The organism is Calothrix sp. NIES-2098, assembly GCF_963875125.1.
GTDB lineage: Bacteria > Cyanobacteriota > Cyanobacteriia > Cyanobacteriales > Nostocaceae > Aulosira.
In genome coordinates, this window is sequence record NZ_CAWNKJ010000001.1 from 648,562 (window position 1) to 663,824 (window position 15,263).

14 protein-coding genes are annotated in these 15,263 nt (G+C 42.6%); 9 read left to right on the forward strand and 5 right to left on the reverse strand.

All coding sequences use genetic code 11. The features are described from left to right. The first annotated feature begins 24 nt into the window (after positions 1 to 24). Positions 25 to 1,719 (forward strand): beta-carotene ketolase CrtO, encoded by a 1,695-nt coding sequence (gene crtO, locus AACU33_RS02680; RefSeq protein WP_096586922.1) that lies wholly within the window; start codon positions 25 to 27, stop codon positions 1,717 to 1,719. 160 nt (positions 1,720 to 1,879) lie between these two features. Here crtO and AACU33_RS02685 read toward each other — a convergent pair whose 3' ends face one another. Continuing rightward, positions 1,880 to 3,358, reverse strand: a complete 1,479-nt coding sequence (locus tag AACU33_RS02685) for a site-2 protease family protein (protein WP_096595099.1) — start codon at positions 3,356 to 3,358, stop codon at positions 1,880 to 1,882. Between the two features lie 160 nt (positions 3,359 to 3,518). Between AACU33_RS02685 and AACU33_RS02690 the strand changes: the two genes are divergently transcribed. Further along, positions 3,519 to 4,205, forward strand: coding sequence for an MBL fold metallo-hydrolase (locus AACU33_RS02690; protein ID WP_096586923.1), 687 nt, complete (start codon positions 3,519 to 3,521; stop codon positions 4,203 to 4,205). Between the two features lie 37 nt (positions 4,206 to 4,242). Here the strand turns inward: AACU33_RS02690 and AACU33_RS02695 are convergent, their stop codons facing one another. Then, positions 4,243 to 4,494: a hypothetical protein gene (locus tag AACU33_RS02695; RefSeq protein WP_096586924.1), complete on the reverse strand. Its 252-nt coding sequence runs from the start codon at positions 4,492 to 4,494 to the stop codon at positions 4,243 to 4,245. Between the two features lie 54 nt (positions 4,495 to 4,548). Here AACU33_RS02695 and AACU33_RS02700 point away from each other — a divergent pair, with 54 nt between their 5' ends. Continuing rightward, a complete protein-coding gene (locus tag AACU33_RS02700; RefSeq protein WP_339375718.1) occupies positions 4,549 to 4,728 on the forward strand; it encodes a hypothetical protein in 180 nt (59 codons plus the stop codon). A gap of 9 nt (positions 4,729 to 4,737) precedes the next feature. On the opposite strand, the gene ctpA is transcribed toward AACU33_RS02700, so the two are convergent. Continuing rightward, on the reverse strand, positions 4,738 to 5,994 hold the full coding sequence (ctpA, locus tag AACU33_RS02705) for a carboxyl-terminal processing protease CtpA (RefSeq protein WP_096586926.1): 1,257 nt from the start codon (positions 5,992 to 5,994) through the stop codon (positions 4,738 to 4,740). Positions 5,995 to 6,363: 369 nt separating this feature from the next. Here ctpA and petB point away from each other — a divergent pair, with 369 nt between their 5' ends. The 6 genes from petB (at position 6,364) to AACU33_RS02735 (ending at position 11,935) form a co-directional block, all read left to right on the forward strand. Next, a complete protein-coding gene (petB, locus tag AACU33_RS02710; RefSeq protein ID WP_045867444.1) occupies positions 6,364 to 7,011 on the forward strand; it encodes a cytochrome b6 in 648 nt (215 codons plus the stop codon). Positions 7,012 to 7,225: 214 nt separating this feature from the next. Continuing rightward, on the forward strand, positions 7,226 to 7,708 hold the full coding sequence (gene petD, locus AACU33_RS02715; protein WP_045867443.1) for a cytochrome b6-f complex subunit IV: 483 nt from the start codon (positions 7,226 to 7,228) through the stop codon (positions 7,706 to 7,708). Between the two features lie 379 nt (positions 7,709 to 8,087). Beyond that, positions 8,088 to 8,531, forward strand: coding sequence for an ATP-binding protein (locus tag AACU33_RS02720; protein ID WP_096586927.1), 444 nt, complete (start codon positions 8,088 to 8,090; stop codon positions 8,529 to 8,531). Positions 8,532 to 9,259: 728 nt separating this feature from the next. Then, positions 9,260 to 10,285 (forward strand): GDP-mannose 4,6-dehydratase, encoded by a 1,026-nt coding sequence (locus tag AACU33_RS02725; protein ID WP_096595100.1) that lies wholly within the window; start codon positions 9,260 to 9,262, stop codon positions 10,283 to 10,285. Beyond that, complete coding sequence (locus tag AACU33_RS02730; RefSeq protein ID WP_096595101.1) at positions 10,278 to 11,429, forward strand: glycosyltransferase; 1,152 nt, start codon at positions 10,278 to 10,280, stop codon at positions 11,427 to 11,429. Before AACU33_RS02725 ends, AACU33_RS02730 begins: the two co-directional genes overlap by 8 nt. Before the next feature lie 134 nt (positions 11,430 to 11,563). Then, the gene (locus AACU33_RS02735; RefSeq protein WP_096586928.1) at positions 11,564 to 11,935 is read left to right on the forward strand and encodes a hypothetical protein; all 372 of its coding nucleotides are present in this window, start codon (positions 11,564 to 11,566) and stop codon (positions 11,933 to 11,935) included. On the opposite strand, the gene AACU33_RS02740 is transcribed toward AACU33_RS02735, so the two are convergent. Next, positions 11,921 to 14,692: a tetratricopeptide repeat protein gene (locus AACU33_RS02740; RefSeq protein WP_339375719.1), complete on the reverse strand. Its 2,772-nt coding sequence runs from the start codon at positions 14,690 to 14,692 to the stop codon at positions 11,921 to 11,923. The two genes, AACU33_RS02735 and AACU33_RS02740, sit on opposite strands and share 15 nt — an antisense overlap. Next, the gene (pyrR, locus tag AACU33_RS02745; protein WP_339375720.1) at positions 14,682 to 15,224 is read right to left on the reverse strand and encodes a bifunctional pyr operon transcriptional regulator/uracil phosphoribosyltransferase PyrR; all 543 of its coding nucleotides are present in this window, start codon (positions 15,222 to 15,224) and stop codon (positions 14,682 to 14,684) included. The genes AACU33_RS02740 and pyrR overlap by 11 nt, the downstream gene beginning before the upstream one ends. Positions 15,225 to 15,263 lie beyond the last annotated feature (39 nt).

The following is a 15,263-nucleotide window of genomic DNA, read 5'->3' on the forward strand; positions in this document are numbered from 1 at the left end:
GCTAATTCACTTCCAAATACGAATATGCAAGAGTACGATGTTGTAATTATTGGCGCAGGACATAACGGTCTAGTTTGTGCTGCGTATTTGTTAAAAGCTGGCTATAGCGTCCTATTATTAGAAAAGCGTTCTGTTCCAGGTGGCGCAGCAACAACCGAAGAATGTTTACCTCAAGAAGCACCTGGATTTAAATTTAATTTATGTGCTATTGACCATGAATTTATTCATCTAGGGCCAGTTGTTGAAGAATTAGAACTAGAAAAATACGGCTTAGAATATCTAGAGTGCGATCCAGTAGTTTTCTGTCCTCATCCCGATGGTAAGTATTTTTTAGCGCATAAATCTCTAGAAAAAACTTGTGCAGAAATTGCTCGTTATAACGAACGCGATGCTAAAAAGTATGCAGAATTTACCGACTACTGGCAACGAGCATTAGGAGCAATGATTCCTATGTTTAATGCTCCACCAAAGTCAATTATTGATATTCTTGGTAACTACGACATTACAAAACTTAAAGATTTATTTTCAGTTATTGGTTCCCCCAATAAAACGCTGGACTTTATTCGCACGATGTTAACCAGCGCTGAAGATTTACTTAATGAGTGGTTTGATGAAGAATTTCTCAAAGCACCCCTAGCAAGACTAGCAGCAGAACTCGGCGCACCACCATCACAAAAAACCGTTGCCATTGGTGCAATTATGATGGCAATGCGGCACAATCCTGGGATGGCGAGACCGCGCGGTGGAACTGGCGCACTTGTAAAAGCTTTGGTGAATTTAGTCACAAGTAAAGGTGGCGTAATTCTCACAGATCAACATGTAGAAAAAGTGTTGATTGATGATAAAAAAGCCGTAGGTGTTAGAGTTGCTGGCGGTCAAGAATATCGAGCTAAATACGGCGTTATTTCTAATATCGATGCCAAACGGTTATTCTTACAAATGACTGATAAAAGCGATATTGATGCAGTCGATCCAGATTTGTGGGAAAGATTAGAACGCCGGATCGTTAATAATAACGAAACTATTCTCAAAATAGATTTGGCTTTAAACGAACCGCTGCATTTTCCATACCATGCACATAAAGATGAATACCTAATTGGGTCTATCTTGATTGCTGATTCAGTTACTCACGTTGAACAAGCTCATAGTAAATGTACTTTAGGAGAAATTCCTGATTCTGACCCATCAATGTATGTAGTAATGCCCAGTGCTTTAGACCCAACCTTAGCACCACCAGGCAAACACACTGTATGGATTGAATTTTTTGCTCCTTACCAAATTGCAGGTGCAGAAGGCACAGGTTTAAAAGGTACTGGTTGGACAGATGAACTCAAAAATCAAGTTGCAGATAGGGTAGTTGATAAGTTAGCGACCTATGCACCAAATGTAAAAAATGCAACTATCGCTCGTCGTGTCGAAAGTCCAGCAGAATTGGGCGAAAGATTAGGTGCTTACAAAGGGAATTATTACCACGTTGATATGTCCTTAGATCAGATGGTATTTTTCCGCCCTCTACCAGAAATAGCGAACTACAAAACACCAATTGATAATCTATTTTTAACTGGTGCCGGAACACATCCAGGTGGTTCAATCTCTGGTATGCCAGGACGCAATTGTGCGCGGGTATTCTTGCAGACAAAACATCCGATCGCCCAGACTTTGAAAGATGCTAGAGATTCAATTAAGTCTACTGTCGGTTCGGTGTTTGGAATGATTTAGATTTCAAGGCATACTATTAATCGGTAAGAAAAATATGTATGCCTTTTCGCAATATTTATCACAACTGTGTTAAAAATGCCCTACTCAAAGATGGCTTGAGTGGGGTAAAAAATATTTATATGTTGATTTGGGAGCAGAGCAGCTAGGCGATACTCATTACCTAAATCTGCAATAGATTAGCGATCGCCTGGGGAAGTGGCAGTACAATCATCACTAACAAAGTCATTGATAATAAACCCAAAATATCGCGTTTATTATCGAGTTCTGTCACATCATTGAGAGCAGGTTCATCAACCAAGGGTATGAGTAATAAGATGATTGCCCAAACGAAATATTCTACCTGAATAAAAGAAAGTAATAGCAGCAACAAGCGTGCCATTTGTCCAATTGCGATCGCAGTTCTTTGCCCAAAGATAGCGTGGACAATATGACCGCCGTCTAATTGTCCCACAGGCATTAAATTCAATGCCGTCACAATTAGCCCCAAAAAACCTGCAACGGCAACTGGATGTAAGTCAATAGCTGATGTTGAGGTTAACGAATTCCCCAGTGCTAATTTTGAGAGAAGTGCTAGCAAAATCGAATATTTGGGATTAAGAGCATCGGGGTTTAATGGCCCGGTTTTTGCATTCAAAGCAACGACATCAGAGTGAGCTAAACCCCAAATTAATAAGGGTAAAGTAACAATAAAACCTGCGATTGGCCCGGCAATACTCACATCAAATAAAGCTTTGCGGTTAGGGATGGGACTACGCATCTGAATAAATGCCCCAAATGTTCCTAAGAAAAACGGCACGGGGATAAAATAAGGCAGTGTGGCGCGAATGTTGTAGTACTTAGCTGTTAAATAATGACCAAGTTCGTGGATACCTAAAATGGTCATCAGTCCTAAAGCGTAAGGCAATCCCTGGAGCAAAACACTTGGTTGAGATTTTATGACGTTAAGATCCACACCAGCAAGTTTAGTTCCCACTAAAGTAGTAGTTACCAAAGTAGCTACCAAAAGCAACAGTGCTAATCCTGGGCGCGTTAACTGTTCTCGGTAACTGGGATTTACCTGTTTTGCAGCTTGAGGATTGGGAACAAGCACAAAGAAAGGTTTACTGTTAACACCTTCTTGAAATATCAGCAAAAAGCGATCGCCAAATTGCGCTTCGATATTCGACTTAATTTGCTGGTATGCCTTATTTGGTGCAGTTCTTAACTGACCGCGACAAATTACCGCCTGGGGCCGATACTCAATGTTTTGAATGTAGTATGTAGACCAGGGAAAACAATTTCGCAGTTGGGTTTCTTCCGTTGGCTCAATGGGACGCACTTTTACTGGTTCTGCGGTAGGATGAATAACCGATTGTGATTCAATAGCTTGAGGTTCAGTCTGTTTATCTGTGGGTGTTCGCCGTCCCCATTGAAATAACAGCCAGTATAACAGAATGCAGACGATCGATGACCAAAGGATCAGCGATGAAGGCGGTGGTTGTTTCGCCCCATACAATAACGTCCATCCGGTCAATAAAAATGCTGGTGTCATTAAAACCAGCCACAACAACCAGACAGGTGTCTGAGTGCTATGTGCAACTACACGCTGCACCATGAGATAAGTAGCTAGTCCCAGTAGGAGGAGAAACCAAAATGTCATTTGTTCTTCGGTAATTTGAAAAAACGTCCCACTCGTAGAGTCAGCACCACAGCTTTCACTACCAGCCAGACTATAAAACCCCAATTTTTTCCACAACGGTTAACAGCCTTTGAACTGTGTAACCCAATTGTTGACAACTCCTCAGTTTCGGTATTTTTTCATGTGCCCCTTACCCCAACAGCCAAGTCATACAGTTAAGCCACCAAGGGGTGTGCTAGACAGCATTTATGCTTTTCCGCCCAATCGGGACACATTAGGGGGAACCTCTTATTTTATTGTAAGAAAAGAAAGCAATATCCTCATCGACTGCCCTGCTTTAGAGCAGACAAATCTCGATTTTTTGCGATCGCATGGCGGTGTGCGCTGGCTATTTCTCACCCATCGCGGTGCTATTGGCAAAACAGCAGAACTTCAGGAATCTTTGGATTGCAAGGTGGTAATTCAAGAGCAAGAAGCTTATTTATTACCAGGATTAACTGTAACTACCTTTATCCAAGAACTCACTTTAGATTCAGAAATACAAATCATTTGGACGCCAGGACATTCTCCTGGCTCGTCTTGCCTATACTACAGCCAACTTGGAGGCGTGCTATTTTCAGGACGCCATTTAGTTCCCAACCAACAGGGCGAACCCCTTCCCTTACGCACAGCCAAAACCTTTCACTGGCCGCGACAAATTAACAGTATTAAATACCTATTAGAACGCTTTACACCAGAAACACTTCAGTATATTTGTCCTGGTGCAAATACAGGTTATCTAAGAGGCAAAGGTGCGATCGCTCAAGCATATCAGCATCTCGCCTCTCTAGATTTACACGCTTTGCGTCAGATGCAAGCACTTTTCTAAAGGACGAAGGGTGTGAGTAAGCAGTGGTTTCACTGTCCTAAGCCACTGTTTTTATACTGTTGATACCGTGACTCATCCATTGCATTAATAGCCATTGATTAGCAGGCTTGTCTAGTGCAGGTAAAACGCGAAAGTTAAAAACTTGCTCCCAAACTTCCTCGCCATGTTGGGAAACAAAAGCTTGCTCTAGCTCTTGAAATTGAGCGTAGTCTTTGTTACCAATAGCTGCCAGCATACCTATTAGTTCATTGACAGGTATCTGAGTAGCTGTTAATTGTGCTTCTGTCATAGTTTTTTGTACCTAAATATACATATATACCTAAGTAAGCCTCGCTTAGTGTCCATGATTTCGATTAAGTCCTTGTCCTTCATCCTAGCGAGAGAAAAGCAAGCAAGCTCTGATGCAGCGGCTGACCAATCCCTAGTTTCCGTTCGCCAGTCCCAATCCTCCCCCGATCGCCTCTCTAGCTCGTTATCTTCAGTCATGACTCGTCTTTACTGCTACATAAAATCTAGACCTTAGTTCTATGCCCTATGCCCTATTTCCCAATCCCACCACTACAGAATTTTTTGTCAACAATTCCACAGCTGCTTGATATTGTTGATCTGCTTCTGTGCCAATTTGTTCGCGGGTAATTGCTTCTTGAGAAATTACTTTGTCTGGTTTTATACCTAGCTTGTTAATATCTCGATGTTGAGGTGTTTCATATTTAGCAATTGTTACTGCCAAGCCAGAACCATCTGATAATTCAAACAAGGATTGAATCAAGCCTTTACCAAAAGTGGTTTCGCCTACTAGTTGGGCACGACCATTATCTTGTAATGCTCCGGCAAGAATTTCGCTGGCACTAGCGGTTCCTTGGTTTACCAAAATTACTAATGGATCTGAAGTCAGTGCTGGGCCAAATGCCTCAAAACTGCCTTGAATGCCTTGGCGATTGACAGTGTATACTATCGTGCCAGAGTCTAACCACAACCGAGCGATTTCAATTCCGGCTTGCAGTAGCCCCCCAGGATTATTGCGCAAATCTAAAATATAAGCAGCCGCACCTTTTTTTTCTAAACTAGTAATGGCGTGTGCCACTTCCATTGAGGCGTTGGCATTAAACTGATTCAGGCGCAGATAGCCAATGGGCGTACCTTGTGAGGTAACGCGCATTTCTGCAACGACAGGGTTTAAAGCAATGCGATCGCGCATCACCCGCAATTCCTTTTCTGCCTCGCCATCTCTTGCGATTAACAGCGTCACTAGACTGCCAATTGGACCGCGCATTTTCGCAGCAGCTTCGTCTAAGGTGAGATTTTCTGTAGAGACACCTTCAATTTTGACAATGCGATCGCGCGGTCTAATTCCGGCTTTCTCTGCTGGTGAACCTGCTATGGGTGCTACTACTTCCAACTTTCCAGTTTCCGGGTCAAGAGCAATTTGTAAACCTACCCCTGTCAGTTCGCCAGAAGTATTTACCTGTAAACTGCGGTACTGTTCTGGGTCTAAAAAACGGGTAAAAGGGTCGTCCAAGCTTTTGAGCATATTCTGAATTGCTGCATAAGCGGCTTCCTGGTTTTTGATTGGCTTCTCCAAAGCCTTTTGCCGCACCGTTGCCCAGTTTTGATGATTAAATGTTTCATCTAGATAAGTTCGATTGACAATTCGCCAAACTTCCGATATCAGTTTTTGCTCATCTGTCAAAGCCGCCGCTGGTTGAATAATTGTACCCAGTGCCAGCCAAACTCCCATTAGCAATGAAAATCCCAGCCGAAAAACCTTTTTGTTCATGAACAAGCCCATCTTGAATTCCACCTCAACCCAAATTGCCTAGAACTGCCCAGTTGCTTTGTTTTTGATGAAATCTATCTCTCGACTATGTTACTTTTTTTATAGAAGTGGTGCATTGGTCTTAATCAAGTTGTTAAGTCAGCTAATTCCCTTGCATCACACGCAACAAACGATAAGATCTACTTTGTGACCACCATTCTTCATGTTGGTTTGCCCAAAAAACGCAATACATAAAATGTTTACAGAGTGTTAAGTTTATTAAAAGTCTTATCACTCTGAAGCCTTAAAAGCAAACGAACAAAATCCTCTTTGCTAAAATCCCAAAATTGTTCATTGGGAGTATCGATCAACCGCAACTGATTTTTAGGAACTTGATATTGTATGGCCAACGTTTACGACTGGTTTGAGGAGCGCTTGGAAATTCAAGCACTCGCTGATGATGTTACTAGCAAGTACGTTCCTCCCCACGTCAACATCTTTTACTGCTTGGGTGGTATTACCCTGGTTTGCTTCCTGATCCAGTTTGCGACTGGATTTGCTATGACGTTCTACTACAAGCCAACTGTTGCTGAAGCTTACTCCTCAGTGCAGTACATCATGACAGAAGTAAACTTCGGCTGGCTAATTCGCTCCATCCACCGCTGGTCTGCCAGCATGATGGTGCTGATGATGATTTTGCACGTCTTTCGCGTTTACCTGACAGGTGGTTTCAAAAAGCCCCGCGAATTGACTTGGGTAAGTGGCGTTATCCTGGCTGTAATCACCGTTTCCTTTGGCGTGACAGGTTACTCACTACCTTGGGATCAAGTTGGTTACTGGGCTGTGAAAATCGTTAGCGGCGTTCCAGAAGCAATTCCCGTGGTTGGTGTTTTGATCTCCGACCTGCTGCGTGGTGGTTCTAGCGTCGGTCAAGCGACCCTAACCCGCTACTACAGCGCCCACACTTTTGTTCTGCCGTGGTTGATTGCGGTCTTCATGCTGTTCCACTTCTTGATGATTCGCAAACAAGGCATTTCTGGGCCTTTGTAATTTGAGCCGAAACGCCAACACTCAAGCTCAGTCAGTTTCAAGATAGAGTTGTTTGTTTTAAACTGATGAACAAGAAGAGAAACAAAAACTTGATATCTCAAGCTGACAAGCTGTAAAAACCCAGCTAGCGGCTAGCCGCTAGTTAGGGTTGCCCGATAGCTGCTGGCTTTCACAAATGCTTTAACTCAACTTAAGCAAGAGAGCATATTTAAAAATGTCAACACAGAAAAAACCCGATCTGAGCGATCCGATTCTCAGAGCCAAACTGGCCAAAGGTATGGGTCATAACTACTATGGCGAACCAGCTTGGCCAAACGACCTACTTTATGTATTTCCCATCGTCATTATGGGATCGTTCGCTTGCATTGTGGCTCTAGCAGTGCTAGACCCAGCAATGAACGGCGAACCAGCTAATCCTTTTGCTACGCCGTTGGAAATTTTGCCAGAGTGGTACTTATACCCAGTATTCCAAATTTTGCGATCGCTTCCTAACAAACTCTTAGGAGTTTTAGCGATGGCTTCAGTACCACTGGGACTGATTCTCGTTCCTTTTATCGAGAGCGTCAATAAGTTCCAAAACCCCTTCCGTCGTCCCGTTGCAACCACAGTGTTCCTATTTGGGACACTTGTGACCCTGTGGCTAGGTATTGGTGCTGCCTTACCATTGGACAAATCTTTGACTTTGGGACTGTTCTAAATTAGTCACAAAACCGCACTTTGACGCCTGTAATTTTCAATAGCATATACCGAATTTATGATGGTTGAAGGCTCACTCTTTGGGTGAATTAGGTGAAAGCCATCACTCATACTTCTGGTAATATGTGTTGTGAAAAAAATCAACAGGCGTCAATTTTTTACGATCCAGGTTGCATTTTGGATATTTAGTTTTGGATTCACAAGCTCTTCCAAAATCTAAAAACCCCCTAGTACCGCTGCGCGGAATTCAAAATTCAAAATGAATACGGCGTCAGCTTTTATTTTGAATAATTGTTTTAATTCCGTTGTGCTGTACTTTTACCAACAATACATATATTTGTCACAGACTCATCACTTACTCAATATTCAAGTCAAGGTCAATGCTTAGCATAGTGCAGCACGACCATCTGACGGTGAAGAGCGATCTTAAGCTCCTTAACCAAGTGCAACAATGGTTTGAGCAATTTTGTCGGCAAAATTTGTCTCAACTTGGCTGGTCACAAACCCAACTCTATCGGCTCAACTTAGCATTAGCGGAAGGCTTTACTAACGCAGTTCGTCATGCTCATTCAGCTTTACCACCAGAAACCACTATAGAGATTGAGGTTTGCTTGTGGATTGATAGACTGGAGATGAGAATTTGGGATTATGGACAACCTTTTAATCCCGATGCGATCGCCGAGCCAAAACCCGGTACTCTTCAAGTAGGAGGCTATGGATGGTTTCTACTTAGACGTTTGGCCGATCGTGTTGTCTACGAACGTGGTTCGGATGGTAGAAATTGTTTGCTGATTGTTAAATATGCCGTAGAGAAACAGAATTAGGAGAAGGATATCTCAAGATGAATGATACTGAGAATTCTTCTCTTAATTTGAAAATAGGGAATAGGGAATTAATTTTCATGCTCTATGTGTAGTTAACGGGAGATAAAAATAAATTCCATAGGAAGCTGCTAACAGCTTCTAATTTTGTTTGTCGGGTTTGCTTCATCAGCACTATCACGTATTCATACTGCTAATTATTTCTAATTTATTTTGTTTTGATAAAGTTACTTATTTTTCTTGTAATAATTACCTAATTTATAATTCCAAAATTTTAGTCTTTTTGGTATAAAAAAACATACTTAATTTAGTAAAACTAGCATTCGAGATTTAGTTGCTGCTTTGTTAGGATTTGGCAGCGATGTTGGAAGTTTGCGGTGTTTTTAAGACATCTATAAGCTAAAACACATTTAATTTGCATATCAAAATTTTATCAATCTCTTGTGAGGTGGGTATATTGCCCGCCCTAATTATGCAAGTTAAATGCGGAACAGCTTATCAATGGTTATTCATCAGTTTCCGAGATGGGAAGACAAGGGGAAAATGGGGCGTTTTTCTATAATTTCCTGTCCTCTACTTTAAATTTACTCAGACTGATTACAACCCAATTTCAGGCTTTTGAGTAGTTAAAAACACTGCTCCTCAAATGCTTGATTACTCCTAGCAAATTTTTTGCTCTCCAACAAGCGTTATTTAGTGCTGCCAGAGATAGCGGAAAAGGGGAGAAAATGATGACTAAGACAGCCCTTATTACAGGAATTACTGGACAAGATGGTTACTATCTTAGCCATTTGCTGCTTGCTCGTGGTTATCGAGTTGTTGGATTAGTACCGCCACATCGACAACCCAATTTGGCAAAACTCGGATCTTTAGCAAATCTGGTGGAAATCTATACGGTTGATTTGCGAGATAGAGTGGCGCTGTTAACTGCGATTGAACAGCTACGTCCTGAAGAAATTTATAATCTAGCTGCGCCAAGTTTTGTACCTGATTCTTGGAACGATCCTTTAGGAACCCTAGATCTGATAACTGGGACTGCTACTAGGATGTTGGAAGCAATCAGACAGGTTGGTTTATCGACGCGGTTTTATCAAGCCAGCAGTTCCGAAATGTTTGGTGATGTCTTTTGTTCTCCTCAAGATGAAGACACACCTTTCCGTCCCAAAAATCCCTACGCAGCAGCTAAGTTACACGCCCACTGGACAATGGTACATCACCGACAGCGCTATGGTTTATTTGCCTGTAGTGGAATTTTGTATAACCATGAATCTCCTTTGCGATCGCCTCAGTTTGTGACGCGCAAAGTTTCTTTAGCCGCCGCCTCAATTAAATTGGGTTTAGCCGACACTCTAGAAATGGGTAACTTAGACGCTAAACGCGATTGGGGTTTTGCTGGAGATTATGTTGAAGCTATGTGGCTTATGTTACAAATAGATGAGCCGGAGGAATACGTAATTGGCACGGGTAAATTACACAGTGTTCGCGATCTGGTATCTACAGCCTTTGAGTGTGTAGGACTAGATTGGCAGCATTATGTAACGATAAATACCAATTTGCTCCGACCAGATGAACATTTTCAACTGGTTGCTAACCCCAGCAAAGCCAAAACCAATCTTGGCTGGGAAACCCAAGTCAGCTTTGAAGAAATTTTAGAAAAAATGGTTCAAGCAGATTTGGAACGGTTGCAAAGCGGTGCGATCGCTCCCGCCACAAACTCTCAGCGCGTATCTGTACAACACAACAACGCTAATCAGTAAAGTGGGCGAAAATCTCAGTCGAGCTAATAAATTTAATCGCACAACTAACCATGTATTTGTGTTCTTAGAGATTTTTATACACGAAGGTGGGATTCAGTCTTATGTTAAAGATATTTTTCGTGCCTATCAAAAATTGAGTTTAGGCTATAAAGCAGAAGTATTTGTACTGCGAGATAGCCCCAACTCTTCACATCCCTGGAACTCAGAAAATTTAAAATTTTATGGATTTAAAACTCAATCTCCCCAGATTGGTCGATTGAAAATGACATTGGCGTTGCTTAAGTGTTTGCTGCTACAACGTCCTCAACACGTTTTTTGCGGTCACATCAACTTAGCAAGCCTGATACAAACTCTTTGCCAGCCATTAGGGATTCCTTATACAGTCTTAACTTACGGTAAAGAAGTATGGGAACCGCTGAACATCAGAGAACGTCAGGCACTCACATCGGCATCAGGGATTTGGACAATTAGCCGCTACAGTCGCGATCGCAGCTGTGCGGCTAATTTTATCAACGCCGATCGAGTAAAAATATTGCCTTGTGCCATTGATGGAGACAAATTTACTCCTGGTCCAAAGCAGCCAGAACTAATAGCCAAGTACGGCTTAACCAATGCCAGAGTTTTGATGACTGTAGCGCGGTTATGGTCAGGGGATATTTACAAAGGTGTGGATGTCACAATTCGAGCATTACCGCAAATTATTCAAGTTTTTCCTGACCTAAAATACTTAGTCATTGGTCGTGGTGATGACCAACCGCGATTAGCTCAACTTGCCAAAGATTTAGGTGTGAGCGATCGCGTAATTTTTGCTGGGTTCGTACCCACAGAGGAATTAATACCGCATTACCGCCTTGCTGATGCCTACATTATGCCTTCCCAAGAAGGCTTTGGTATTGTCTATTTAGAAGCAATGGCTTGTGGGATACCAGTCCTATCTGGCGATGATGATGGTTCAGCAGACCCCTTGCAAGATGGTAACTTAGGATGGCGAGTTCCTCACCGCGATCCCAATGGTGTAGCAGCAGCTTGTATAGAAATTCTCACAGGAGTTGACCAACGTTGTGATGGGCATTGGCTAAGAGAACAAGCGATCGCACTTTTCGGCATGGATGCTTTGCAAAAACGCCTGCAAGAGTTGCTTTGAAGAGTCAATAGTCATTTGTCATTTGTCCTCCTTGTCCCCCTCGTCTTCCCACACTCCCCACACTCCCTCATCCCCCTTATTGACTCTTCCCCAAACTCGCTATCCTAGAAAGAGAGCAAGATGACATTTAAAAAATGAGCCTTAAATCTTTTCCGTCGTATCTTGAAAATCTTCGCCCTTGGCTCACCTTGTTAGCAGTTTTTTGGTTGCTGGCATCTTTAGGCTTGGGTTGGTTAGTTAATTCATTACTGTTTATTTTTGGATTGTTGCTATTGGCACCCGTAGTGGCGTTCTTTGGGTTTCGCTGGTGGCTGCAAAGTAATTTGGTGGTCGATCGCTGTCCTGTATGCCAATATGAATTTACAGGTTTAAATAACAGCCAGTTACAATGTCCTAATTGTGGGGAGCAGCTGTTAGTCCAAAGTCGTCATTTTCGGCGCTTTACCCCAGATGGCACAATTGATGTCACAGCAGTTGAAGTGCCTACAAAATCACTGGAAGATTAATGCCAAAAAGCGTTGATCTTCTCTAATTGGGTCGAAATCAGAGTCAGTTTTTGCCATCTCGCGACATTCATCAGGATGAAGTTTGATAACTTTTTGTAAGTTTTCAATTGCTAAATCTGCGTTTCCTAGTAAGCCATAACAACAAGCTTTGTTGTAATAGGCTTCGTGTTTGTCTGGTTTAATTAATAGCGCTTGGTCGTAGGATGCGATCGCATCATGGTATCGGTGTAAGTACGTCAGTGCTAATCCTCGGTTATTCCAGGCTTCGTGTTTGTCTGGTTTAATTAATAGCGCTTGGTCGTAGGATGCGATCGCTTCTAAATATTTGCCTAAGTTACGTAAAGCATTACCTCGGTTGTACCAAGCTTCGTGTTTGTCTGGCTGAATTAATAAAGCTTGGTCGTAAGATTTTATTGCCTCTTCATATCTTCCCAAATTAAATAAGGCATTGCCGCGATTTTTCCAAGCTTTAGGTTTGTCTGATTGAATTAATAAAGCTTGGTCGTAAGATTTTATCGCATCTTCATACCTTCCCAAGTTAAACAGGGCATTACCCCGATTATTCCAAGCTTCGTCCTTATTTGGTTTGATTGCCAATGCTAGATCGTAGGATTTTACCGCATCTTCAAAGCGTTCTAAATGCAATAGTATATTACCGCGATTGTACCAAGCTTCGTGTTTATCCGGTTTGAGCGCAAGTGCTTGGTCATAGGATATTACAGCATCCTCATACCTTCCTAGATCGCCAAGGGCATGACCCCGGTTATACCAAACTTCATCATCAGGTTGAATAGCGAGTGCTTTGTCATAAGATGCGATCGCAGCTTCTAATTTACCCAAGTTCTTGAGGCAATTACCGCGACTGTACCAGTTGTAACTATCCTGGGGTTGAATAGCGAGTGCTTTATTATAGGATTCTACCGCCTCTGCAAATTCCCCTAAATTCCGCAGAGCATTGCCTCGGTTAACCCAACCTTGATGCAAGTTGGGGATAATTGCCAGTGCTTGATTGTAAGATGACAACGCCTCTTGATGTCGTCCTAAATTTCGCAGCGCAATTCCTCGATTATTCCAAGCTTGATGTAGGTCTGGTTTGAGAGCCAGTGCTTTGTCGTAAGATGCGATCGCTTGTTCGTGTTGTCCATCTTCATCTAGGACGTTACCTCGGTAATACCAACCTAAGTAATCATCCGGTTTAATTTCTAACACCTTGTCATAAGATGCGATCGCCTCTGCAAAACGTCCTAGCTTACTGAGTGCGATACCCCGATTACCCCAAGCTGGGTAATAATTGGGTTGAATTTTGATTGTTTTATCCCAGCAAGCAATAGCTTCCCGATCGTAATTTGCTACCGCCATCTCTACACCAAAATTGAGTAGTAAGCGCTGCATTTGTTTGGGGTGTCGATCCGCTAGTTTTAAGATTACCTTAGCAAAGGGCAACAAATATTCTTTGGCTTCTACGTGTTTACCCTTGCCCTCTATTTGCCCATCCCTAGGTGTCAGAATGCGTTCAGCATGAATAAGAAAGTTCAGAGCAACGTTAATTTGGCAACGATACCACAGCCTTTGCCAAAAATTCCCACCTGCTAACATTTGGGCTGTCGCCTCGACGATGAAACGTTCCAGGGGGATGTTGAATTGCTGCAATAAATCCACCGCATCGTAGATATACTGGCTTGCAGGGTATCGCTGTACTGACTCTTGATAGCGGTTTTCCCAAGTCTTCCCTAAACTCTCCCGGTACGTGTTGGAGTTTAAGGGTAAGCCATCGTTGCGCAGACGTTGGAGATTTTCTACTACATTTCTGAACGTGGCGTCATTGCGCCTCGCCAATTCAGGATACTGTTCTGGCTGAGTAGAAATTTTGGTTTTGGGAACAGTTGCTTCTAACACCCCAACTATTGCCCGATCTTCTGGTTCTGGCAATTCATAAATTTGAAATTGCTGCCACAATTTAGGATATTTCTCCCATTGCAGTTTATCCCAAGCATTAACTTCGCCAGGAAAGTCTGGTAGCTTTTCATTACGTGCTGTAGCAATCACACGAATTTCTGCTTTACCGCAGAAAGACTCGTATTTAGTTAACGTATCGAGCAGCCTTTGTTGTAAAGGAACTGTAAAGCGTTCCACCAAACTTTTTTCCGCTTCTGGAGAGATTTCCTCGTGGCTGCGGTGCATTTTTTGATTGAGGTCATCTAAGAAAAATAGTAACTTGCGATCGCCTCCAATTACTTTTGGCAACCGTGCAGGTACATCCAACCATTCATTCGGCTTGAGATAAAGTACCGTCCAGCCTGTTTGATTAAGATTCTTCGCTACTTCAGCCGCTTCCCGTGTTTTTCCCAGTCCATTACGTCCCACAATTAACACCCAACGGTATTGTTCTAGCAGCTGCTGTAATTCTTGGCTGATGCTGCGATGAGTCACCCGCTTTTGGTAAGTTATATTTTGGTCTGCCAATGGGTCTTTCTCATCACCGCCCAAAATTTGCTGCATCAAGTCTGGACTGTGAGGCTTAATTACCTCAAAAGCAAAAATTTCTGGGGGAATGCGCCGTTGGCGTTGTCGCCAGATCAACCACCAAAAGAAACTAACAATAGCAGGTAAAATAGTCGGCAACCCACCTGAAAGCAGATTGTCGATAAATTCCTTGTGGTCTACATAAAAGTTGAGCATTGGCTCCAGAATGTTTAATTCCTCCATTTGGTTCTGGGTAATCCAATGGGGAAAAGCTGACAAATGACTAATTTGCAATCAACTCCACTGCATCTTTTCCATCCCAATCTTGTAAGTAAACTTTGACAATCTCCTCTTTGGCTGTGGGCAATTGTTTACCAATAAAATCTGGATGAATTGGTAACTCTCGATGTCCTCTATCTACCAAAACTGCTAAACGAATCACCTCTGGTCTACCGTACTCGTTAACTGCATTCAAAGCAGCGCGAATTGTTCTGCCTTTGAAAATGACATCATCTACAAGAACAACCGTTTTACCTGTAAGGTCAAAAGGGATATCGGTTTTGGCTGGAGTCCGCAATCCAATTTGATCGAGGTCGTCTCGATAAAATGTAATATCCAATGCCCCCACCTCTACAGAGACTCCTTCTAATGTCTCAATCTGACGTGCCAATAATTCAGCTAATAGCACGCCTCTAGTATAAATACCAAGTAAAACCAGTTGAGATAGATCGCGTGTCCTCTCCACAATTTGAGAAGCCAGACGAGTTACAGTCCGACGGAGTTCTTCCGATGAGAGAATTTCAACTACTTTGACAGACATAGCCATAGACCGATACCCCTGAGTAATGCATGATACCAGACATGA